General features: G+C 41.8%; 20 protein-coding genes. All 20 read left to right on the top strand.

Annotated features, from left to right (window positions below):
• Position 1 precedes the first annotated feature (1 nt).
• The 20 genes from DW650_RS06230 (at position 2) to DW650_RS06135 (ending at position 22,626) form a co-directional block, all read left to right on the top strand.
• Entirely contained in the window at positions 2–1,633 is a 1,632-nt protein-coding gene (locus DW650_RS06230) for a glucosyltransferase domain-containing protein (protein ID WP_118209360.1), read from the top strand.
• Between the two features lie 109 nt (positions 1,634–1,742).
• Positions 1,743–2,825 carry a dTDP-glucose 4,6-dehydratase gene (rfbB, locus tag DW650_RS06225; RefSeq protein ID WP_022112668.1) on the top strand — a complete coding sequence of 361 codons (1,083 nt, stop codon included), beginning with the start codon at positions 1,743–1,745 and terminating at the stop codon, positions 2,823–2,825.
• A 156-nt stretch (positions 2,826–2,981) separates the two neighbouring features.
• Complete coding sequence (rfbA, locus tag DW650_RS06220) at positions 2,982–3,860, top strand: glucose-1-phosphate thymidylyltransferase RfbA (RefSeq protein ID WP_118209393.1); 879 nt, start codon at positions 2,982–2,984, stop codon at positions 3,858–3,860.
• Between the two features lie 27 nt (positions 3,861–3,887).
• Complete coding sequence (rfbC, locus tag DW650_RS06215) at positions 3,888–4,472, top strand: dTDP-4-dehydrorhamnose 3,5-epimerase (RefSeq protein ID WP_022112666.1); 585 nt, start codon at positions 3,888–3,890, stop codon at positions 4,470–4,472.
• Positions 4,473–4,482: 10 nt separating this feature from the next.
• The gene (locus DW650_RS06210) at positions 4,483–5,316 is read left to right on the top strand and encodes an ABC transporter permease (RefSeq protein ID WP_022112665.1); all 834 of its coding nucleotides are present in this window, start codon (positions 4,483–4,485) and stop codon (positions 5,314–5,316) included.
• A gap of 59 nt (positions 5,317–5,375) precedes the next feature.
• Positions 5,376–6,653: an ABC transporter ATP-binding protein gene (locus tag DW650_RS06205; RefSeq protein WP_117920392.1), complete on the top strand. Its 1,278-nt coding sequence runs from the start codon at positions 5,376–5,378 to the stop codon at positions 6,651–6,653.
• 26 nt (positions 6,654–6,679) lie between these two features.
• A complete protein-coding gene (locus DW650_RS06200) occupies positions 6,680–8,731 on the top strand; it encodes a hypothetical protein (protein WP_118209359.1) in 2,052 nt (683 codons plus the stop codon).
• Between the two features lie 55 nt (positions 8,732–8,786).
• Positions 8,787–10,208: a sugar transferase gene (locus DW650_RS06195; RefSeq protein WP_243102872.1), complete on the top strand. Its 1,422-nt coding sequence runs from the start codon at positions 8,787–8,789 to the stop codon at positions 10,206–10,208.
• Between the two features lie 14 nt (positions 10,209–10,222).
• Complete coding sequence (locus DW650_RS06190) at positions 10,223–11,509, top strand: hypothetical protein (RefSeq protein ID WP_118209358.1); 1,287 nt, start codon at positions 10,223–10,225, stop codon at positions 11,507–11,509.
• Complete coding sequence (locus DW650_RS06185; RefSeq protein ID WP_118209357.1) at positions 11,499–12,572, top strand: DUF6077 domain-containing protein; 1,074 nt, start codon at positions 11,499–11,501, stop codon at positions 12,570–12,572. Before DW650_RS06190 ends, DW650_RS06185 begins: the two co-directional genes overlap by 11 nt.
• A gap of 12 nt (positions 12,573–12,584) precedes the next feature.
• Positions 12,585–13,385, top strand: a complete 801-nt coding sequence (locus tag DW650_RS06180) for a hypothetical protein (RefSeq protein WP_118209356.1) — start codon at positions 12,585–12,587, stop codon at positions 13,383–13,385.
• The gene (locus tag DW650_RS06175) at positions 13,386–14,564 is read left to right on the top strand and encodes a hypothetical protein (protein WP_118209355.1); all 1,179 of its coding nucleotides are present in this window, start codon (positions 13,386–13,388) and stop codon (positions 14,562–14,564) included. It begins immediately after the preceding gene.
• On the top strand, positions 14,533–15,738 hold the full coding sequence (locus DW650_RS06170; protein WP_117920403.1) for a glycosyltransferase family 4 protein: 1,206 nt from the start codon (positions 14,533–14,535) through the stop codon (positions 15,736–15,738). Before DW650_RS06175 ends, DW650_RS06170 begins: the two co-directional genes overlap by 32 nt.
• Entirely contained in the window at positions 15,735–16,895 is a 1,161-nt protein-coding gene (locus tag DW650_RS06165; RefSeq protein WP_118209354.1) for a glycosyltransferase family 4 protein, read from the top strand. Before DW650_RS06170 ends, DW650_RS06165 begins: the two co-directional genes overlap by 4 nt.
• Before the next feature lie 67 nt (positions 16,896–16,962).
• On the top strand, positions 16,963–18,117 hold the full coding sequence (locus DW650_RS06160) for a glycosyltransferase (protein WP_118209353.1): 1,155 nt from the start codon (positions 16,963–16,965) through the stop codon (positions 18,115–18,117).
• An 11-nt stretch (positions 18,118–18,128) separates the two neighbouring features.
• Positions 18,129–19,043, top strand: coding sequence for an NAD-dependent epimerase/dehydratase family protein (locus tag DW650_RS06155; RefSeq protein ID WP_118209352.1), 915 nt, complete (start codon positions 18,129–18,131; stop codon positions 19,041–19,043).
• A 13-nt stretch (positions 19,044–19,056) separates the two neighbouring features.
• A complete protein-coding gene (locus tag DW650_RS06150) occupies positions 19,057–20,001 on the top strand; it encodes a glycosyltransferase (protein ID WP_118209351.1) in 945 nt (314 codons plus the stop codon).
• 32 nt (positions 20,002–20,033) lie between these two features.
• Positions 20,034–20,867: a glycosyltransferase family 2 protein gene (locus DW650_RS06145; RefSeq protein WP_118209350.1), complete on the top strand. Its 834-nt coding sequence runs from the start codon at positions 20,034–20,036 to the stop codon at positions 20,865–20,867.
• A gap of 41 nt (positions 20,868–20,908) precedes the next feature.
• The gene (locus DW650_RS06140) at positions 20,909–21,841 is read left to right on the top strand and encodes a glycosyltransferase family 2 protein (RefSeq protein ID WP_243102868.1); all 933 of its coding nucleotides are present in this window, start codon (positions 20,909–20,911) and stop codon (positions 21,839–21,841) included.
• Positions 21,842–21,849: 8 nt separating this feature from the next.
• Positions 21,850–22,626, top strand: a complete 777-nt coding sequence (locus DW650_RS06135) for a glycosyltransferase (RefSeq protein ID WP_118209348.1) — start codon at positions 21,850–21,852, stop codon at positions 22,624–22,626.

Raw genomic sequence — 22,626 nt, 5'->3', positions numbered from 1 at the left:
AATGACAGAATATATCAAAAAACATTACCGGCTGATTTTGCTGTCTGTAATTGCAGCACTGGTCTGCTTTGGATATCAGGCGTTTAATACGAATATCAGGATCGATACGGAGGAACTGATCAATCATCCCGGATCTACATTAGGATGGCTTACCATTGGAAGGTTCGGGTTGGTTCTTTTAAAACGGATTCTTGGTCTTGGGGTACACAAAGCGGTAAAGAGCGGTATTCTGATGCTTTTGTTTTTTATCCTTGGTGGTAACGTGCTGACATATGGCTGTTATTATTTTTCCGGGAAAAAGGATGAAAAACCTTATTGGATATTTACCCTGCTTTATATGACATCAAATATATGGAGTTTTCAGTTTTATTTTTCCATGCAGCAGGCGGAGATCGCACTGGCAATGCTCCTGGTGGCAGTTACGGGATTCTGGATGTGTGATATCTGTTTTCTAGAGGAATATAAAGAAAACAGAAGTGCAAAAAATCTGTGTAAAACAGTGCTGTCTGTGGCATTTCTTGTAATAGCGCTTGGAACTTATCAGGCACTGGCAGCTTATTATATCACAGTCTGCACCATGTTTTTCTTATTGATCTTCTGGCAGGTCAATGGAAAAAGAAAAAAATGGGGGCTGCGCATCGTTTTTCTGGCAGTTCACTTTGGAGTTGCTTATCTGATATACAAAATGATCGCAGATACCTGGTTCATGGCGGCTGGTGACTATATGGAAGGACAGAGCAACTGGGGAATGCTGCCGGTCGCTGAGTGTATAAAGAATGTTCTTCGTGTTGTAAAAAACCAGCTTCTTACAGTCGGGCCAAGAAATTTTTCATTTTACGTGATCGGTATATTGCTTGCATTCTTTGCAATATGGGCTGTATGGAACAAAAAGGCAGAAATAGGCCGCACCGGTTTTGGAATATTTACAGCAGGAATGCTTTTTATGCTTATTACGCCATTTTTAATGACAATATATGCTGGTGCAATGCTGGTAACAAGAACGCAGTTAGCACTTCCGGTTGCGGCGGCATTTCTGGCAATGTTTGGTGTGATGACCCTGAAAGAGCGGCAGGCTTCTGTGGCACAATCAGAAAAAGCAGAACAGGACAGAAAAGTGTGTCATAAGCTGCAAATGATAAGCAATGCTGTAGTACTGCTTGTCATTGTGACTGCAGGCGGGCAGATCTGCTATAATTTCAGAATGCATAATGCAGATCAGGTGAGATATGAACAGGATGCACTGCTTGCAGATCAGATTGCAGATGCCTTAAAAAGGGAGAGCTCCAAAGTGGATGCAGATCCTGTGGATAAAAAGGTGATATTTATCGGATACCGTGAGCCGCAGTTAAATGGCTGGAACCGTCGCACCGAAATGTATGGCTGGTCATTTTTTGAATGGGATTATACCAAAGAGCATCCGGCAGGTGCAACACACCGGATCACCGGATTTTTAGAGGCACATAACGGAGTACATCTGGATGATGGCTATTCCTGGGATATGGAAAATAAAGCTGCGGCATTATCGGAAGATATGCCGGTATTTCCGGCGGATGGGGCAATTCGCATGGAGGACGATATGGTGATCGTAAAATTGTCCGAAATTACGGAACGCCCGGCAGTGGACTGGTGGTAGAGACAGTCTGCCTGCAGGATAGATACCTGCTGGTGGTAGTTACTTGTACAGATAATAAAAGTATGGTAAAATGACGAGAGATTTTGCAGATCATAGAATGGAGAAAATTATGAGAACTTATTTGGTAACCGGTGGAGCCGGATTTATTGGATCTAACTATATTCATTACATGTTTCGCAAATATGACAATGAGATCAGGATCATCAATGTGGATGTGCTTACCTATGCAGGTAACCTGGAAAATTTAAAAGACGTTGAAAATCGTGATAACTATACCTTTGTGCGTGCAGATATTACAGATAAAGAGGCAATTACAAAGATTTTTGCAGAAAATGACATTGACCGCGTTGTACATTTTGCGGCAGAGAGTCATGTAGACCGCAGTATCAAAAATCCGGAAGTATTTGTAAAGACGAATGTGCTTGGAACAGCAGTTATGTTGAACTGTGCAAAAGCTGCATGGGAACTGCCGGATGGCAGTTTTAAAGAAGGAAAGAAATTCCTTCATGTATCAACAGATGAGGTATATGGTTCCTTAGAGGATGATGGAACATACTTTTATGAGACAACACCATATGCACCGCACAGCCCATATTCAGCAAGCAAGGCATCTTCGGACATGCTTGTAAAGGCTTATATTGACACTTACCATTTCCCGGCAAACATTACGAACTGTTCTAATAACTATGGACCGTATCAGTTCCCGGAGAAACTGATTCCACTTATCATCAATAATGCGCTGCATGGAAAGAAACTCCCGGTATATGGCGATGGAAAGAATGTCCGTGACTGGCTGTATGTGGATGATCATGCAAAAGCGATCGATATGGTTCAGGAAAACGGCCGTCTTGGTGAGACTTATAATGTTGGCGGACACAATGAAAAACAGAATATCGAGATTATCAATATCATCATAGATACACTGCTTGAGATGCTTCCGGCAGATGATCCGAGACGTGCACTTGTAAGCAAAGATCTGATCACTTACGTGGAGGATCGAAAAGGTCATGACAGACGTTATGCGATCGCACCGGATAAGATCAAGGCTGAGATCGGCTGGGAGCCGGAGACAATGTTCAAAGAGGGTATCAGAAAGACGATCGCATGGTACTTTGAACATGAGGACTGGATGAAAAACGTTACCAGCGGTGATTATCAGAAATATTATGAGGATATGTATCAGAACAGGTAAGAAGATGCAGGCAGCAGTACCGTCAGATGGGGCGATACTGCTTGTTTGCGTTTTATAATGGACGTGAAAACAAGGAGGAAAATCCTCTGCTCACCAGAGGGCAAATTTTACATGATAAAATTGCATTTTCCTGCGGAAAACATGGAGGATTGAATGATGAAGGGTATTATTTTAGCAGGTGGTTCCGGAACGAGGTTATATCCGTTAACAAAAGCGATTTCAAAACAGATCATGCCGGTGTATGATAAACCGATGATCTATTATCCATTATCAACACTGATGTTAGCTGGGATAAGAGAGGTTCTGATCATTTCCACACCGAGAGATCTGCCGGTATTTGAAGAGTTGTTTGGGGATGGAAGCCAGCTTGGAATGAGTTTTTCATATGCAGTGCAGGAGCAGCCGAGAGGACTTGCGGATGCATTTATTATCGGAGAGAAGTTTATTGGAAATGATGCTGTTGCATTGGTTCTTGGAGACAATATCTTTTACGGACAGAGTTTTTCAAAGGTTCTGCGCAGTGCAGCAGATCGTACACAGAATGAAAAGGGTGCAACGATCTTCGGTTATTATGTCAGAGATCCGAGAGAGTATGGCGTGGTAGAGTTTGATGAGAATGGAAAGGCCCTTTCCATTGAGGAAAAGCCGGAGCATCCGAAGTCAAATTATGCGGTGCCAGGACTTTATTTTTATGACAATGATGTTGTACAGATCGCAAAAAATGTAAAGCCGTCTGCAAGAGGTGAGATCGAGATCACATCTGTAAATAATGCGTATTTAGAGCGTGGTGATCTGAGTGTTGAGACACTTGGCAGGGGATTTGCATGGCTTGATACAGGAAACCACGATATGCTGCTTGCGGCTGCAGATTTTGTGTCAGCGATCCAGAAACGTCAGGGACTTTATGTGTCCTGTATCGAGGAGATCGCATACAAACGTGGATTTATCGATAAAGAGCAGTTGTTAAAACTTGCAGAACCGCTTCTTAAGACTGATTACGGCAAATATTTAGTAGAGGTTGCCGAGGGACTTTAAAAAAACAGATAGCGAGGATCAATAATTATGGGAAAAATTAAAGTAACACATGACTGTAATGGAATAGAGGGACTGAAGGTAATTGAACCGGCAGTATTCGGGGATGCCAGGGGATATTTTATGGAGACATACAATTACAACGATTTTAAGGAGGCAGGAATTGACTGCCAGTTCGTACAGGATAACCAGTCTGCCTCAAAAAAAGGTGTGCTCAGGGGCTTACATTTCCAGATCAACCATCCGCAGGATAAACTGGTTCGAGTGGTAAATGGAGAAGTGTTTGACGTTGCAGTGGATTTAAGAGAAGGCTCTGAAACATTCGGAAAATGGTTTGGTATTGTCTTGTCTGCAGAAAATAAAAAACAGTTCTTTGTACCAAAGAATTTTGCACATGGATTCATCGTGCTGTCTGATTATGCAGAGTTCTGCTATAAGGTTACAGATTTCTATCATCCAAATGATGAGGGCGGTATTCTCTGGAATGATCCTGCAGTCGGTGTCGAATGGCCAATGCCGGAAGGAATGACACAGGCAGATCTGATCCTGTCTGATAAGGACAAAGTGCATGGTGGATTTGATGCATACTGCAGGGAACGTGGAATCGTAAGATAGGAGCTTTCATATGACAGAAAACAAAAAAAATGTCTGCCTGCCCAAACGTCTGATCGCCAGCCGGAAACTGATCGTTAATCTTGCAAAAAATGATTTTAAAAAGAAGTTTGCAGGCTCTTATTTCGGTGTGGTATGGGCTTTCATACAGCCGGTGATTACAGTGCTTTTATACTGGTTTGTCTTTGAGTTTGGACTGCATCAGAAAGTAAATGATTTAAGAACAGGGATTGAGGTGCCGTTTGTACTCTGGCTGATGGGTGGCCTTGTGCCCTGGTTTTATTTTCAGGAGGCTTTAAATGGAGGAACCGGCGTCCTGGATGAATACAGTTATCTCGTAAAAAAAGTTGTATTCCAGATCGATGCACTTCCGGTAGTAAAATTAATCTCTGCACTATTTACACATGCATTTTTTGTTGTGTTTATGCTGGTTGTTTTTGCAGTTATGGGATTTTATCCGGATCTTTATGTGCTTCAGATTGTTTATTATTCGTTTTGCATGGTAATCCTTACAGCAGGACTGATTTATGCGACAAGCGCCGTGACGGTATTTTTCCGTGATATGAAAGAGGTTGTTTCCATTCTTTTACAGATCGGAATGTGGGTAACACCGATCATGTGGAATTTTGAGAGCATGCAGGGCATTCCTAAATGGGCTGTGCTCCTGCTTAAGCTAAATCCGATGTATTATATTGTTTCGGGATACAGGGATGCACTGATCAATAAAACGGCATTCTGGGAATATCCGGGACTGACATTGTGGTTCTGGGGAATCACGCTGTTTATTCTCTGGGCAGGAACGACCATGTTTAAGCGTCTGCGTGTACATTTTGCAGACGTGCTGTAAAGCATCGTAAGAATGAAAATGTTGTTTTTATTAGAAAGCAGCGCAAGAATGAGGATAGTATGGATAATTTAGCAATCAGGGTAGAGGATGTCTGCAAGGTCTACAAACTTTATGATAAACCTTCTGACCGGTTAAAGGATGCACTTGGACTGGTCAGAAAGAACCGTTTCAAAGAACATCATGCATTAAAGCATGTGTCGTTTGAAGTAAAAAAAGGTGAGACGATCGGCATCATCGGAACGAATGGTTCCGGAAAATCTACCATTTTAAAAATAATTACAGGTGTTCTGAGTCCGACGAGCGGTGAGGTGGAGATCGATGGAAGAATCTCAGCACTGTTAGAGCTTGGAGCCGGATTTAATATGGAATACACCGGAATTGAGAATGTCTATCTAAACGGTATGATGATGGGTTTTTCCCGCGAAGAGATGGATGCAAGGTTAGATGATATCTTAAAGTTTGCAGACATTGGCGAATTTGTGCATCAGCCGTGTAAGACCTATTCAAGTGGTATGTTTGTCCGGCTTGCATTTGCAGTGGCGATCAATATTGATCCGGAGATCCTTATTGTGGATGAGGCACTGTCAGTCGGAGATGTATTTTTTCAGGCAAAATGTTATAAAAAATTTGAAGATTTCAAGGCACAGGGAAAGACGATCCTGTTTGTAAGCCACGATATCAGCAGTGTGGCAAAATACTGTGACCGTGTGATCCTGCTCAATAAGGGAGACAAGTTAGCAGAGGGAAATGCAAAGGATATGATCAACCTTTACAAAAAGGTTCTTCTCAAAAACTCGGACAAGATTACTGGCGGTAAGATTTTAGAGAATGACGCATCAGATGGAAAGAAACTCTGGAAATCTAATTACCAGCTCAATCCGGATGTCAATGAATATGGAACCGGAGAGGCAGAGATCATTGACTTTGCACTGATCGATGAATATGGAAATTATACGAACTGTATCCAGAAAGGGACGTCTTTTACTATTAAATCAAAGGTAAAATTCCTTTCTGATATACAGGACCCGATATTTACCTATACATTTAAAACAGTGCAGGGGACTGCTGTTACCGGAACAAACACGATGTTTGAAAAAGTGGGGATCGGAATGGCAAAGACGGGAGAAACCTATGTGGCAACGTTTCGTCAGAACATGGATATGCAGGGGGGGGAATATCTGTTATCCATCAGCTGTACCGGTTATGTCGGAGGCGAATTTCGTGCTTACCACAGATTGTATGATGTGGTTGGTGTGACGGTGGTGTCCGACAAAAATACAGTAGGTTTTTATGATATGAACTCGGAAGTTACGATCGAAAAATGTGATGACAAATAGGCAGAGAGTGCGCAAGCAGGAGAACTATGGGACAGGTAATGGTGCCGGAGAGGCTTTTGGAAATCGTACAACAGAATAATGAAAAAGCATATCCACAGATCATCATGGATGAGGCATCTTATCCGTATTTGTTTCATTTGTCGGATATCAGGCAAAATCTGATCGCATTTCTGCCGGTTACAAAACAGATGCGCGTTTTAGAGCGAAACGCAGGCTGTGGTGCATTGACAGGAAAATTACTTTCTATGGCATTGCATGTGACAGCAGCGGTGGAGAGCATGGAGGAAGCAGAAATCCTGCGGGCACGTTACAAAGATGCAGATAATCTTACGGTATCGGTTATTTCAGATGCTGATACAGGAACAGAGAAAAACGTACTTTATCGGGATCAGACGTATGATATGATATTGATCGCCGGAGAATTTTCAAGGTATCAGAAAGAGCTTTCCTGTATGAGAGAACATCTGGCTGACAGCGGAAAACTTTATGTGGCGGATGCCAACCGTCTGGGACTAAAATATTTTGCAGGGTGTCAGGAGGAATACCGCGGTGGATATTTTACCGGACTGGAAAATTACGATGAAAATCCCAGAATATTCACAGCGGATGAGGGGGATGTAAAACCCAGGGTTTACACCAGAAAAGAGTATGAACAGATCTTAAAAGAAGCTGGATTTCCTGAAATTTATGTATATTACCCATATCCGGATCACAAGTTTCCTGCCTGTATCTACTCAGATGAATATCTTCCGGGAAAGGGAGAACTTTCAGATAACCGGAGAAATTTTGACAGGGACAGAGTACAGCTTTTTGATGAAAAAAAAGTTTTTGATACGGTGCTGGCAGAAGGGCTGTTTGGGGAACTTACGAATTCATTTCTGATTGAGGCAGGAAATAAGACAGAAGAAAAACGTGTTATCTACTCGAAATATTCAAATGAGAGAGCAAGGCAGTTTGCCATCCGTACGGATATCTGCAAGAATACAGATGGGGAAAAAAATGTAAAAAAATATGCACTTTATCCGGAGGGAAAAGAACATATCTGTCATATGGAAATGGCATACGAAAGGCTGACGTCATGCTATGAGGATGGCAGAGACAAAATTGCATTTTGCGCCTGTCATACAAAAAATGATGTGTCTGTATCTGCTTTTGATTTGGGAACCACGTTACAGGATGTAATGGAGCGGGCGCTTGAAGCAAACCAGACAGAGCTGGTGAAGAATATTCTTGATGATTATGCAAAGCGTATTATGGAATACGGTGGAAAAAAGAGGTTTTTACTGACCGAAGATTTCAAAAAGGTATTTGGTGAGATAGATTTTACAGAAGAACCAGAAGCGGTGGATACATGCGATATTGATATGATATTTGCCAATATTTTAATACCGAAGGGCAGCGAAAATAAAATCGGGCAGGCTAAGTGGACAGTCATTGATTATGAATGGACTTTTTTCTTCCCGGTACCAAAGTTATTTGTTTTATACCGTGCTCTTTATTTTGCATACTACCAGATAATGGGGGGCAGGGGAACATCCCTTGATGAACTGTTAGCGTCTTATGGGATTGATCAGACATTAAAAGAGCAGTTTGGCAGGATGGAAGAAAATTTTCAGGCATATCTGGGAAAGGGAAATGTTCCGGTGCGTAATATGCAGCGTGTAATGGGAACGAAGATCATTCCGTTCGAACAACTGACTGACCAGGATACAAAGTGCGCAAAGACAGAAGAAAAAATACAGAATGAGCCTGCCGGGGTAAGAAAAATCTTATACCATATTGACAGACAGGAGTATCAGGACGGCAGTGTGGTCTGTAGTGGATGGGCACTTGCAAAGACATGGAGCGGAAAAATACTTCCGGTTGATATAAAAGCCGTGATGCAGGATGGCACTGCGGTTACAGTGGAACTGGCCAGATATGCGAGAACAGACGTTGCCGATGCGTTAAAACTGCGCAGGGCATGTGATGTTAACTGGGGATTTGACTGTGTGTTTGTTGCTCCACGCGAAGAAAGATGGAAACTGGTCTTTTCGTTGGGAAAGCGAAGTGCAGAATACTGTTACCGGAACGAATGACAGTGGGCAGCCGTGCCATCTGACTGTGAAACCGGGGGAAAGGAAAGGACTTGACATGTACCAGACAAGAGAAAAAATTCAGAGTATCATTTTACTGCTGGCAGATTTGGTATGCTTTGCCGTGAGTTATTTCGGGGGCGGGTACCTGTGGCTGGTAGGCTATCGAAATGTTTCCGTTGCGAACATGAAAATAGAGCTGATGGAGAGCTTTGGCATTGTAATGGTTATTTACATGCTGGTAATGCTTTTTTCGGATATTGAAAATCGCTTCATTGACCGCAGTGTATTTCAGGAATTGTGGGCAGCAATCAAAGCCAGTGTTGTACTGATCTTTGTGACAGCACTGACCATCTTTTTGCAGCATAATAATGCGGAGGCGTCACGAGGCGTATATTTTTGTATCGCACTGGTAAATATGTGCCTGTATTTTGGCGTGCATATTGTAATTAAATATTATCTGCTGCGTGTTTACCGGAATAAAAAAGCAAATAATCAGGTCTTTTTGGTCACAACGGCAGACCGCGTGGAAAAGGTCATCGCGGATGCTGACCATTCCGGTGACTGGATACATCGTCTTGCAAGTATTGCGATCATTGATGACAACCAGATCGGAAAATGGTATCACGGTGTTCAGGTCGTTGCGAATTATGATAACATGTTCCAGTATGTAAAAGAACAGATCGTTGATGAGGTTTTCATCAGTGTGCCTTATGAGTCTGGAGATTCTCTCGCGGAAGTTGTTAACCGTTTTGAAGATATGGGGGCAATGGTACATGTGACCATTGAGATCTTAAACAAGTTCGACGATTATCATAAGAGTTTTAATATGATGGGAAATATTCCGGTTGTTACATTTTCCAACCAGTCCTATGACTGGAAAATGCTTTTTATCAAGCGTGTGATGGATATCATAGGTTCGATCATTGGACTTGCGATCACTGCGGTTGTGACAGTATTTTTAGCACCGCCGCTTCTGATCGAGTCTCCGGGACCACTGTTTTTTGCGCAGAAACGTGTCGGTAAGAACGGCAGGTTTTTTAAGATCTATAAGTTCCGCTCGATGTATAAGGACGCGGAGGAGCGGAAAAAGGAACTGGAAAGCCAGAATGAGATGAATGGTCTGATGTTTAAAATGAAAGATGATCCGCGTATCACGAAAGTCGGAAAATTCATCCGCAAGACCAGTATTGATGAACTTCCACAGTTCTTCAATGTTTTAAAAGGCGATATGAGTTTAGTCGGAACAAGACCACCGACGGTAGATGAGTTCAAACAGTATGAATCTCATCAGAAACGCCGTTTAAGTGCCAAACCTGGTATTACCGGGTTGTGGCAGGTCAGTGGACGAAATGAGATCAGTGATTTTGAGGAAGTTGTGAAACTGGATGTGCAGTATATAGATAACTGGAGTATTGGTCTGGATATCAAGATTATCTTAAAGACAATAAAAGTGGTATTTGAAAAAGGCGGAGAATAGAAAGGAGACCTGATATGAGTCAGAGATATGAGAGCAGAAAAGAATACAGTTTGATGGATGTTCTGAAGTATAACTTAAGAAAATGGTGGCTTGCAGCTATTATGGCAGTTCTTTTTGCAGTTATTGTAGGGGGATATAAGGCGAAAACCCTGATGCCTTATATTGAGGCGGAAACTTATGATGAAAAAATGCAGGTGGAAGCATCGGTGCTTTTAACAGAATATAATTCTGAAGGTCTGGTGGAACGTGGCACTAATATTATGAAGATCGCAAAGAGCAGAAGTGTATATCAGGAATTCTGCAAACTGACAGGAATCGAGCTGACACAACAGGCGTTTACAGATATGTTTGACGGTGAGCAGACAGAGGCATCGGACGTTGTTACTTTTTTTGTTGTATATCCAAGAACGAGCTGGGATTATGCTGTAGATGATGAGGAACAGGCAATTACATTTATGAACGGGCTGATCCAGGCATTGGATACTGTGACACAAAAGGGATATGGAACAAAGTGTTTTTCGGTACTTGATGAGCCGGCATCCGTGCGCAGGGTAGAAAAAGTTGCTTCTTATACTATTTCAAATTCAGAGTTCCGGCAGGCAGTGTTAAAGGCGGTCACGGCAGGAATCCTGCTTGGAATTTTACTGGAAGTTGTATGTTACACACTCTGGATCATGATTTATAAGAAACCAAAGGATGCACAGGAAATACAGGAATGTCTGGAAACACAGATCGTTGATGTGATCACGAAAAAGAATGAAGAAGAGGAAACCTACAAAAAAGCAGCATTGTTTTTAAGCAATTCGAAAGGGCAGGGATGTCAGAAAATTAATTGTCTGACTGTCGGAAGATTTGCCGATACGACTGCGTCATGTCTTGCCATGTGTTATGCAAATGAAAAGAAAAAAACACTGCTGATCGATCTGAATGCAGCCGAAAGCGAAGAAGCATCTTTAAGTGCCTATATTATGGGAGATACAACGGAATTAAAACTGCAGCAGATGAATGAATATCTGGATACGGTAAAACGAAATATCAAGCAGGAAAAGGGATTTGATCTTGTAGGTAATGAAAAATTCAAAGAGCTGTTAGAACGTTTTTCAAAACAGTATGAGTATATTATCATTAATGGAAGAGATGCAGAAAAAGTGTCAGAAGGATATAAGGCAGCAGCACTCTGTGACAAAAATCTTGTGGTTTGCGGCCGCAGAAATACAAGAATGGAAACTCTTTACATGATAAAAAATACAACCGAAATTAATCATATCCATCTGGATGGAGTGTTAGTGTATGATTTATAAAGATTTTATTTATATGCTTGTATTATTTGTACTGCTTCCTGTGTGGTTTGGATTGTTGTGGGTTGTGTATCTGGATATAAAAGGAGCCTGTATACGTTTTTGCAGTGCATGGGTACTTGGATTGGTCAGCATGTTTGCATTGGGACAGATATTACTTGTACCAATGATACTGACTGGGAAAACACTGACACAGGCAATAAATCTGTGGAAAATACTTCTCGCAATACTTTCTGTTGTTGAGTTTATCCTGTTGTTAAAAAGACAGGGAAATCTGGCAGCGGAGAAAGACAGGGAAAAAATTAAAAAGAAAATAGACGGACAGACAGTCATATTTGCAGTACTTGCAGCCGTTCTGATCTTTACGCAGGCATGGATATCGTATCATTACCAGCATATTGATGATGATGATGCAAGATTTGTTTCCGAAGAAGTCTCTGCGGTAGTACATGATACGATGCTTGTGGATGATCCGATCACGGATGAATATATGTACTGGGATGTAGGGGAAGTAAGGAAAGATGTAACTTCTCCGTGGACAATGTATGTGTCTATGTACTGCAGGATATCAGGAATTGCCCCTGCAATATTTTCACATACCTATTTCCCATTTTTTATGATCATTATCTGTTATGTGCTGTATGGGATGATCGGAAATATTCTGTTTCGTGGCAATCCGGAGAAAACGGCATTATTTCTGATTGTTTTATCCATATTTCATATTTGGGATTTTACATCAACACATACACTCTCAGCGATGTTTTTACTGCGTATCTGGCAGGGGAAAGCAGTCGTGGCAGGATTTATTCTGCCGTTATTGATGTATTTGTTTTATTCGATCTTTCAGAGTGGAAAGCAGAGTATGAGATGGGTGGCACCATTGTATGTTGTGGGTTTTGCATCGTCCCTTTTATCAGGTATGGGAATTATTATGGCACCTGTCATGATGGGATTATATGGACTTTTAGATGGAATATATTACAGAAATTTTAAACGCGTGCTTTGTATATGGATAGCAGCACTGCCATGTGCTGTTTATATGATTTATTATACAGCGGGAATTTAAAAGGAAAGAAATATGGCAGCAGATTTTTATTCAATACTGGACAATTTTAAAAATTTTATTGGCGGACGTACCGGTCTTTTACACTGGGTACTGTTTTGTGCTGCGGTTGTGGCGATATTTTTCCTTGGAAAAAAGTACAAAGAGGAAAAACAGGCAGTGCGTTTTCTTGTGTGGCCGTCTGTTTTGGTACTGTTATTTATATTTAATCCATTGTTTTACCGTTACGTCGGCAGTCGTTTTTTTGCCGGTGTATACTGGAGATTATTCTGGATGCTTCCAATTTCATTTTCTGTAGCATATGTGATAGTATGGCTGATCTGCAGATGGAAAAAACAGGCAGTGCGTGTGGCAGTCTTTGTGGCGGCACTTGTTACGATCATGGTCAGTGGACAAAGGATTTACAGCGAAAAGACCTTTACAGAGGCAGAAAATGAATATAAACTTCCGCAGGCGGCGATAGATGTTGCTGATATTATAGGAAATTCAGGTTACAGCTGGAAAGTAAAAGCTGTTGTGCCAGATGAGTTATTCTGTTATATCAGACAGTATCGCTGTGATATTGGACTGTTTTACGGCAGAAATGTCGGTGGATTTATCTCCGGCATTGGCGAGGATGAGGATGCTATGCATCAGCAGATGTGCCAGGAAAAACCGGATATGGAAGTAGTGACGGAGATTGCAAAACGAAACGGGCTCGTATTTTTGTGCTTTAACCGCGAGGAGAAGGAACTGCCGGATAATATGACACCGTATGGGTATCACTATTATATGGAAACCGGAGATTATATCATTTATATACGTGGAGAAGAATAGATGGATCAGATCAGGAAATGGATACAGGAAAATGATTGGAAAAGTATAGGGATCATTGCGTATTATGGCTATTTTGCAATCAATGTGTTAGTAAAGGCATTTGGCTATGACAGCAGTGACCAGATCTATAAATTTTTCATGTTATCGGGAATTATCCTTCTTGGTATCAAATTTATTACGACAAGATATACTTTGAGAGAAGTTGTGATCATTGCACTTTTATTGGGTGCCGGAATGTTCATCTGGGTCATGACAAAAAAGGCAACACTGTTGTTTTTGTTCCTGACCATCATAGGAATGAAAGATGTGCAATTTGGGAAATTGATTGGAATTTCGGTATGGATACGGTTATTCGTAGCGGCTGTTATGGTGATAGGATCGGTATACGGGGTTTACGATATTGGTTATAAGACAACCCCGAATGCACAATATGTCGAGGTGCCGGTATACAGCTTTGGATTTAATGAGCCGAATACCGCATACCTTACGATTTTCCTTCTGCTTATCCTGCTGGTTTATTCTTACTATGAAAAACTAAATGGATGGTGGTTTATTTGTACCTTTGCGGCGGCGTTTCTTTTTTATGAGCTGACATTCTGTCGTACCGGTATTCTTGTTTTCATATTTGCATGGGTTCTGATTGCATATGATAAACTGATAAAAAATAAATATGCAAAATTTATTTTTGTGCTGTCAGTTCCAGTTGGAGCATTGTTTAGTTTTGTTATGATGGTATTTTTTGACAATGAAAATTCCGTGATGAAGATGATTGACCGGTATGTATCAGGAAGGGTACATATCATGGGAGAATATTATCAGGATCAGGGACTTGCACTGCTTCCAAGGAATCAGGAACTTTTTTATGCAAGCTATCATGGATTGATCGATAACTCTTACATGCATATTTTACTGTATTGTGGATGGATCTTTGCACTGGTGTTTTTTGCGGTGATCGTTCTGGCAATGGTAAAACTTTATCAGGCAGGCTGTTATAAAGAACTTGTCATGCTTTCTGTATTTTCATTGTATGCGATCATGGAGCAGTTTGTACTGAATGGATTTATGAATCCGTTTATCTTATTGGTGGGGATTCTTTTATATCCGAATCTGTCAAATCAGATCAAAGAAGGTAAAAAAGAGGAGAAACATGGAAAAATATCGTATTCTTCAAATTCATAATTTTTATCAGATCCCGGGTGGGGAAGATGTTGTGGTACGCAATGAAAAGAAACTTTTAGAAGATCACGGGCATGAGGTTTTTACTTATTACCGCAGCAACAAAGAGCTGAATGAAGGAGGAAAGTTAAAAAAACTTCTGATTCCATTTACTGCGATTTATTCATTTAAGACCTGCCGGGAAGTAAAAAAGATCATTCGCGAAAATAAAATTGATATCGTGCATGTACACAATACGCTGATGATGGTAAGCCCATCTGTATTTTATGCAGCATTTGGGTGTAAGGTGCCGGTGGTACAGACGCTTCATAACTTCCGCATGCTCTGTCCGGCAGGATCTTTTTTCCGCAATGATGTGATCTGCGAGGAGTGTGTGGACGGTGGTTTAAAATGTGCGATCAGGCATAAATGCTACCGTGGAAGTAAGATACAGACAATGGTAAGCTCAGCAATTCTTTGGATTCATCGTTTCCTTGGAACTTATTATCGTGTGAACTTTATCTGTCTGACCGAGTTTAATAAAAACAAACTGTTAAGTTCCCTGGATCCTGGAAAAAAGATTGTTGATCCGAAGCGTGTTTATATCAAACCAAACTTTACTTTTGCGGATGGACTCGTTCCGGTCAGGAAGCAGCCCAAAGAGGAATATTATCTTTTTGCAGGAAGAGTCGAAGCATTAAAGGGAATTGATGTTGCGGTAAAGGCATTTGAAAAACTGCCGGATAAAATGCTTTATGTTGCAGGAACAGGACCAATGATGGATGAGATGCAGTCATATGTCAGCACCCATAATATGAAAAATGTCCGGTTTTTAGGTTATCTGCAGAAAGAAGAAATGACTGAGAAATTTTATAATGCAAAGGCAGTCATTATGACCTCCCAGTGTTATGAGGCGTTTGCAATGACGATCGCGGAGGCATATTCCTTTGGTGTTCCGGTAATTGCAGGTCGTGTCGGAAATATGGACGGTATGGTGAATGAGGGTGTGACAGGCGTAAAATTTGAGTACAATTCCGTCGAGGATCTTGCAAAAAAAGTCTGTGAATTTGAACAGATGGATCTGAATACCTTAAAGGAAAATGCGAGAGAGTTTTACCAGCACCGCTTAAGACCAGAGGATAACTATCAGAAACTTATCAGTATCTACCACAGCATTTCAGAGGAAAAAGAACAATGAAAAAAAAGGCAGTATTTATCACAAATATACCATCGCCATACCGGGTGGATTTCTTTTCTTATATGCAGAAAAACTTCCCGGAATATGAATTTCATATTATTTTTTCCGGCGCAGGCATGGAAAACCGGAAGTGGAATGTAGAGATGGAGGAGATCGAACATTATCATTTCTTAAAGTCAAAGACGATCATTATCAGAAAAAGATTTGATGACCGTTATGTGTTTATTCCGACAGGGGTGGAAAAAACTTTGAAAGAGATCGCGCCGGATGCGGTTTTTGCCATGGAGTACAACCCGACGATCCTTCGTGCAGTACATTGGTGCCGGAAGAAAAAGATACCGTTTATCAGCTGGACGGATGGTACCTTAAATTCCGAAAAAAATATCGGAAAAGTACAGCGGCTGTCGAGAAGCTATATCATAAAGAGGGCTGCAGCTTTTATCGCGAGCAGCACAGCATCGAAAAAAGCACAGATCGCTTACGGTGCCGATGAAAAGAAATGTTTTATTTCATATCTGACTGTGGATATTGATAAATATCTGTATAAAAGACCGGATACACCACAAAAAAGCGTGCCGGACAGAAGCACAGATGCTGCTTGTGCAGTACAGGATATGCAGGTTCAGCTTTTATATGTCGGAAGCCTGATCCAGCGTAAGGGACTTGACCTGTTACTGCCGGCAATCGCAAAAACACCGCAGAATGTGAGACTCTGGATCGTCGGAGAGGGGCAGGAAAAAGATCTGCTGAAAAAGCAGTGCGCAGAACTTGGAATTTCCGACCGTGTGGAATTTTTGGGATATCAGGAGGGTGAACCGCTGCAGAAATTATACCGCACGGCGGATGCCTTTGTACTTCCGACAAGGGAAGATTGTTTTGGACTTGTACTTTTAGAGGCAATGTGTGCGTCACTTCCGATCATTTCATCGAAGTATGCAGATGGAGCTTTCGATCTTGTCGAAGATGGCAGAAACGGATATATCATTGATCCGGAAAATACGGATGAATTTGCGGAGACAATAAAAAAGGTTTCTGCGGGAGATACGGCATCTGCCATGGGAAAAAGGAGTTACGAAAAGGCGCATGAATTTTCTTTTGAACAGGTATCAAAGGGCTGTATCGAGGCACTTTCGTATGTGTTGATGCAGAAAAAATGAGCTGCTCAGAACTTAGGATTATCGTGTGAAAAATTATATTTTCCACACACAGGATTGGAGTTTCATAATGAAAAAAAAGATTTTATTTAACGGACTTGGAAACAGAGGATGGATCGGTGGACTTTATTATATTAAGAACATTATATTCAGCTGCCTGCAGAATGAAAATATCATGGAGCGCTTTTCACTGGTGCTTTTGATCGATCCGGAACACGCAGATATCTTTGACTGCTTTAAAGGTAACTCAAATGTCGATGTCCGTATTTTTGATGGAAATAATAAAATAAAACTGGCACTCTATGAGATGCGTCTGATCTGGTTTGGCGGAGTGAAATACTGCTATGCCTTAGAACTCAACAAGATCGGAAAACTCTTTAAAAAGAAAGGTATCTTCTGGATACCTGACTTTCAGCACAGAACCCTGCCGGAGTTTTTCGGCGCAGAGGAGTTGGCACACAAAGAAAAAAATGATCTTGCCATGACAGGAAGCGATAATCCGATGGTTTTAAGCAGTTTCGATGCGGCAAGGGATTTAGAGCGTTTCTATCCGGGACACCGATGCTCGGTTGAAGTGGTACATTTTGTATCTTACATTGAACCGGAAGTGCGTGCCATTACACCGGAATTAGAGCAGAGTGTCCGTGAAAAGTTTGATCTGAAGCGAAAATATATTTATATTCCGAACCAGTTCTGGCAGCATAAAAATCATATCGTTATGGTAGAAGCAATCGAATGTCTGTTAAAAGAGGGCAGACTCTGTGATTATGATTTTGTATTTACCGGCAATCTGAAAGATTACCGTAACCCGGAATATATCGATAAATTGAGAAAGATCATGGAATCAGATGCAGTTTGTGCTAATATAAAATTGTTAGGATTTGTGGAGCGTACCGAGCAGCTTGCGATCATGAAGAATGCACAGTTTATCGTACAGCCATCACTCTGTGAGGGATGGGGGACGGTCTTAGAGGATGCAAAAGTACTTGATAAAGTTGTACTTTTGTCAAACATCCCGGTACATCAGGAACAGCAGAACAAAAAATGTGTTCTTTTTGATCCACATGATCCGAAACAGCTTGCCGAAACGATCGCGCGCACTGCAGCGCGCGCATCCCTGCCAGAGCATGAAGCTGAATATGCCGGCGACATGGAACAGGGAATCGCAAATATGTACCACGAGGCGAGAGAGTATTCGAGGGCACTTGAGAGAGTGTTTTTATAGGAGGTTTGTCCATGAAAAAAATGATCATCACCGGCGTAAATGGTTTTATCGGAAGATGCGCCATGGAATATTTCAGCAAAGATTACGAGATCACCGGCATCGACTTAGCCGACCGTTACTGCGAGGATAGAGCAGAGATCCACTACTATCAGTGTAATATGTCAAAGGACTCGCAGGAACTCGCCAATATATTTACCGGAGTACAGCCGGATGTGATCTTACACTGTGCCGGCAGTGCAAATGTCGGAGCATCGATTGTAAATCCGATGGCGGACTTAGACGGAAATCTGCACAGTTTATATCAGCTGCTTTTAGCATTGCAGTCATTTGAAAAAAGACCGAAGATCATCTTCTTTTCGAGTGCAGGTGTCTACGGCAATCCGAAGCAGCTTCCAATTACGGAAAAGGATGCACTTTCACCGATCTCCCCATATGGTCTTCATAAACAGATGGGCGAGGAACTGTGCAGTTATTATAACAGGGTGCATGGATATCACATCCGCTGTGTGCGCATTTTTTCTGCATATGGAAGCGGTCTGCGCAAACAGCTTTTATGGGACATCTATCAGAAATATTTAAATACCGGACGGATCGATCTGTTCGGAACCGGAAATGAGACACGTGATTTTATCCATATTTCAGATATTTTGCGTGCCTTAGAGCTGATCTTAGGATATCAGGGGTCGGAGGAGATCTTTAACGTTGCAAACGGCGAGGAAGTGTCTATCCGGGAACTGGCTGAGATTTATGCCGCACAGCTTGGAGAAAAAATGGATATCGTGCGGTTCAACGGTGAGACGAAGGTCGGTGATCCGCAGAACTGGCGTGCAGATATCTCTCTTTTGAAAAAGATCGGATATGAGAAAAAAATGGATCTTACCGAAGGAATCCGTGATTATGTAAGCTGGGTAAAACAGCAGGCATAGAAAGGAAAATAGAATGGAAGAAACAAGATGTTTAGCACCGGTCATATTATTTACCTACAACCGGCCGGAGCATACAAAACGTACCATTCAGGCACTTGCAGCGAATGAACTGGCAGAAGAAACCGATCTGTACGTATTTTCTGATGCTGCAAAAAAAGATGCAGATAAAGGAAAAGTGCAGGAAATCCGTGATTATGTAAAGACTGTGCAGGGATTCCGTCACGTGGAACTGACTGCAAGGGAGCAGAACTATGGGCTTGCAAAAAACGTAATCGAAGGTGTGACTGCAATCGTAAATAAATATGGAAAAGTAATCGTGTTAGAGGATGATCTTGTCACAAACCGCTATTTCCTTTTGTTTATGAACGATGGATTAGACCGTTATGAACAGGAAAAGAAAGTGACAGGAATTACCGGATTTTCCCATTTCGGAGATACATTCTCCTATCCGTGTGAATCCTATTTTAATACATTATCAGGTACAAGCTGGTCATGGGGAACCTGGAGTGACCGCTGGAAATATTTTGATGCAGACTGTGATGACTGGACGGATATGGTTTCCGATAAAAAACTGCGGAAAGCATTTAATTATGACAACACCTATGATTTTTACAAGATCATGAAAATGCAGAAAACTGATACAAAAACCAATTCCTGGGCGATCCGCTGGTACTGGACGAATTTCAGAAAGCAGGGACTGATCTTATCCCCGACAAAGTCATTAGTCAGCAACGAGGGCTGGGATGGAACAGGAATCCACTGCGGCAATGAAAAAGGACCGGTATTCGACCACAGACTGACCACGGATCACAGAATTGTGGAATTTCCACAGGAGATCTGTGAAAAGCCCCAAATTCATAAGGCAATGAAAAGAGCACTGATCCATGAGTCACAGCCGAATCTGATCAAACGGATCTACCACATAGTATTCCGGAAAAATTATATCGGACAGGCATAGAATAAATGTGAAATCGGGCAGGAAGGATGAATATGAAGATACTTGCAATTTTTACCTGTTTTAACAGGAGAGAACTGACAGAACGGGGGATGGCAACTCTTTCTGAAAATAAAAATGTTACCTTTGATTATGTGATCTTAGATGACAATAGTTCTGATGGAACACGTGAGATGTTAAAGAAGATGCGTGATGATGGAACATATCAGATCGATCTGATCGAGGGAGACGGAAACAATTTCTGGAATGGCGGCATGCATAAGGCAATCGAGCATATCAAAAAAACACATATGGATTACGATTACTATATGCTGATGAATGATGACACGAAGTTTTTTCCGGGCATTTTTGACGAGATGGCACCGCATCTGAAAAAAGATGAGGTCACTGTCGGAGCCATCTGTGGAGAAAACGGTGGTTTAAGTTATGGTGGCATCAAATATACCAAAGGGATCAAGTATAAAAAGTTAGGACCGGATGCACCGGATGTGAACTGTGACACGTTTAATGCAAACTGTGCGGTCATTCCGAGGGAGATTTTTGAAAAAGTCGGTATCGATCCGTTTTATCAGCACAGCATCGGCGATTTTGATTATGGTTTACAAATCAGCAGGCTTGGATATAAGATCCATATTTATCCAAAGTTTGTGGGTGAGTGCAATGATAATACGCTGCAGAAAACATGGCAGGACGAGACACTGCCGCGCATGGAGCGTATCCGCTTAAAGGAGAGCCGCAAGGGACTTCCGTTCCGTGACTGGTTCCACTTCCTGCATAAAAACTTCGGACTGGGAACGGCAATTGTACGTTCCATCACACCGTATGTCCGTATCATACTTGGAACAAAGACGAGATATTCCGGCGCATAGAATGCCGGTATGACAATGGCATTATTTGAATGAGGATTTATATGGGAACAATCTGTTTTGTGATTTTAAATTATAAAACCTGGCGAGAGGCTGCCGCATGTGCGGAGTCAGTTCTCTCTACACAGCAGGGACAGGATATCCGCATTGTTCTGGTGGATAACGGTTCCGGCAATGGCAGTGAGGAGTCACTTCGGGAAGAATTTGCCGGGGAAAAAAGAGTACACGTGATCGCAAGTGAAAAAAATCTTGGGTTTGCGCGTGGCAATAATCTGGGCATCCAGTACGCAAAATCTCATTTTGAGCCGGATTTTATCGTGGCAGCAAACAGTGATATCATCTTTGAGCAGAAAGATTATTGTGAGAAATTACGTGAGATTTATGCGGAAGAACGTTTTGACATTTTAGGCGGTGATATCGTGGATGCAAGCCGCAGCAGACATTTTAATCCGGTGGCGAGAAACAGGCAGTATACATTAAACTATATGCGAAAGCAGATTGCGGTTTCCTGGGCAAAATGTAAAATGTTCCAGATGATCAAATTATTGCATTTAAAGAAAGCCATTGCTGGTCATTATGGAGTTGTTTCCGATGAAGAGGGACGTGATGTCAAAGATGGAAGCAAGAATCTTACCACGCGCGAGGAGGATGGAAAATCTGTATCTGCGGACAGCCGTGTGAATGAACGGATGAGAGATGTCCTTCTGCATGGCTGCTGTCTGGTATTTTCAAAAGATTTTTTTGGAAAGATGGACGGATTTTATGACGGGACGTTTCTCTATGCAGAGGAGGAGATCCTCTATTATCTTGCAAAGAAAAAAGGCATGACGCTATTGTATGCACCGGAGGTCGGCTGCATGCACAAGGAGGCAGTGTCCACTAATTTTGTGATGAAAGATTTTTGTGATGCGAAGATTTTTTATTTCGGGAATATCACGAAATCCTATCGGACATTTTTGAAGTTGATGAAAGAGTGACAGGGAATATGGACAGAGCAGATGTGACGGTGGTATGCTGTTATAATGATCCAAAACAGTACAGAAAGCTGACGGAGGATCTGGCAAGACAGCATTACAACTATACGCTGATAGGAATCGATAACTGCGGGAAGCAGTACAGCTCCTGTGCAAAAGCATTGAATGCGGCAACCGCACAGGTGAAAACAGAATATGTGATATATTCTCATCAGGATATAGAACTGCCGGATGCAGATATGCTGGAGAAGTTTGTAAATTATCTTTTGATGACGCAGAAGGAAGATATTCTTGGAGTGGCAGGTGCTGTGGAGGATAATGACAGACAGGCAAGAGAACATACCTGTGTGTTATCAAGAGTCCGTCATGGCAGGAAACAGGTAGTGGCAGGAGAAAGGGAGTACAGCGGCATGACTGGCTGTGAGACAGTGGATGAGTGTTTTTTTGGCGGTCATACGGAGTTCTTTTTGCAGCATCCGTTTGATGAGATAATTTGTGATAACTGGCATTTATATGGCGTGGAGCGCTGTATGTATACCCGTGCAAAAGGAAACAAAGTCTATGTATGTGATATCCCATTGATCCACACATCTACAGGAACGATTGGCAGGGAATATAATAAGGGATTTTACCGGGTGGCAAAGTGTTATGCCAAAGCTGATAAAAAAGAGGGAACAATGTCTTTGAAATGGCTTCGCACTGTGTGTGGAAGCAGCCGGACTGACCTTATGCACAGGTTATTGTTTTACTGGAAACGTGAGATATTGATACGATTGAACAGGTACTGA

This window comes from Roseburia sp. AM23-20, assembly GCF_003470905.1.
Taxonomy (GTDB): Bacteria; Bacillota; Clostridia; order Lachnospirales; family Lachnospiraceae; genus Roseburia; species Roseburia rectibacter.
The sequence above is the reverse complement of the archived record's forward strand: the minus strand, read 5'-3'. Positions and strand labels throughout refer to the sequence as shown.